The 1,214-nt window shown below is 63.9% G+C and carries 2 protein-coding genes; both read right to left on the reverse strand.

Annotated features, from left to right (window positions below; genetic code table 11):
• Positions 1 to 28: 28 nt before the first annotated feature.
• Entirely contained in the window at positions 29 to 847 is an 819-nt protein-coding gene (locus tag AC3G2C_RS19765; protein ID WP_488386339.1) for an IS3 family transposase, read from the reverse strand.
• Positions 847 to 1,161, reverse strand: coding sequence for a transposase (locus AC3G2C_RS19770; protein WP_488386340.1), 315 nt, complete (start codon positions 1,159 to 1,161; stop codon positions 847 to 849). Before AC3G2C_RS19770 ends, AC3G2C_RS19765 begins: the two co-directional genes overlap by 1 nt.
• Positions 1,162 to 1,214 lie beyond the last annotated feature (53 nt).

Below are 1,214 nucleotides of genomic sequence, written 5' to 3' on the forward strand. Positions count from 1 at the left end.
TGTAATGACCCAGCAGTTCCTGCGCAGGTCAGGCCGCTAAAGCATAAGCCTCAGCGGGTGTCTTCATCCCCAGCGCTTGGTGCGGACGCCGGTGGTTGTAGAACGCGATCCAGTCGCCGATCACTCGCATTGCATGCTGCTGGCTTTCGAAGCGGTGTCGGTGTGCACACTGCTCCTTAAGCGTACGGATGAAGCGTTCGATCATGCCGTTCTGCTGTGGGCAGTGCGGCGTGATGAACTCCTGCTGCAGGCCGTAGCTGCGGACCAGTCGTGTGTACTGGCGACTGGTGAAGACCAGTCCGTTGTCCGAGCGCAGCAGGAACGGCTCGGGTACCCGACCGAGCGTGCCGAAGCGTGTGATCAAGGCCTGTTCCAGGGCCGCGGCTGCGGTCGTCGCCCGACCGGTCCGCGACAGTTGCCAGCCCAGCAGCTGTCGTGTGTGGCAGTCGATCACCAGGGCCAACGTGAGCCAGCCGTCACGCCCGCCCCAGATCCGGCATAGGTCCGTCGCCCAGCGCTGGTTCGGGGCCGTGGCCACCGACGGCAAGGCCTGAATCCGTGGCCGCATGCCCACGGCCCGCTTGCGCACCTGCCAGCCCATTAGCTGGAAGATGCGCTGGACCGTGTTCTTGTTCATGCCCAGCAAGCCGGCCACCGTGCGGTAGCCGAAGGACGGCTCGGCTTCGATCAGCTGCTTGATCGGTGCCGCCAGTTCCGACCGCACCGTCGGCGCCGCCTTCACGGTCCGGTAGTACATCGTGCGCCGCGGCACGTCGAACCAGCGGCACAGTTTGGCCATCGACACCGCGACACCATCGGTCCGCAGTCCCTGCTGGATCGCGACCATCAGGTCTCGTCCTTGCCCAACAGGGACGCCAATTTTTTTCGCGCACGCAGCTCCAGCATGGCTTCGCCGTAGGCTTCCTGCAGCTCCTTGAGCTGGCGCTCGTACTGCTCGCGCACGTCCTCGGGCTTGGCACGCAGCGCGTTCTCCATCCCGCGCTTGCCGTCCTCGACCCAACTCTCGATCTCCGACGGCGGCAGATCGAACTGCCGACTTGCCTCCGACACGCTCGTCTTGCCCTGGATGATCTCCAGTACCAGCGCCGACTTCCGCCGTGCCGTCCAGCGTTTGATCTCTTCGTCCATCACGATGCTCATGGGTGTCTCCGTCTAAACGTAACACCTGAGCAGGAAATCACTGGGTCATTACA

Source organism: Frateuria sp. sgz306004 (assembly GCF_057750885.1).

Bases quoted from the DNA above. Each gene is read 5' to 3' on its own strand.
- AC3G2C_RS19765 (WP_488386339.1), bottom strand. From the start codon at position 847: ATGGTCGCGATCCAGCAGGGACTGCGGACCGATGGTGTCGCGGTGTCG.
- AC3G2C_RS19770 (WP_488386340.1), bottom strand. From the start codon at position 1,161: ATGAGCATCGTGATGGACGAAGAGATCAAACGCTGGACGGCACGGCGG.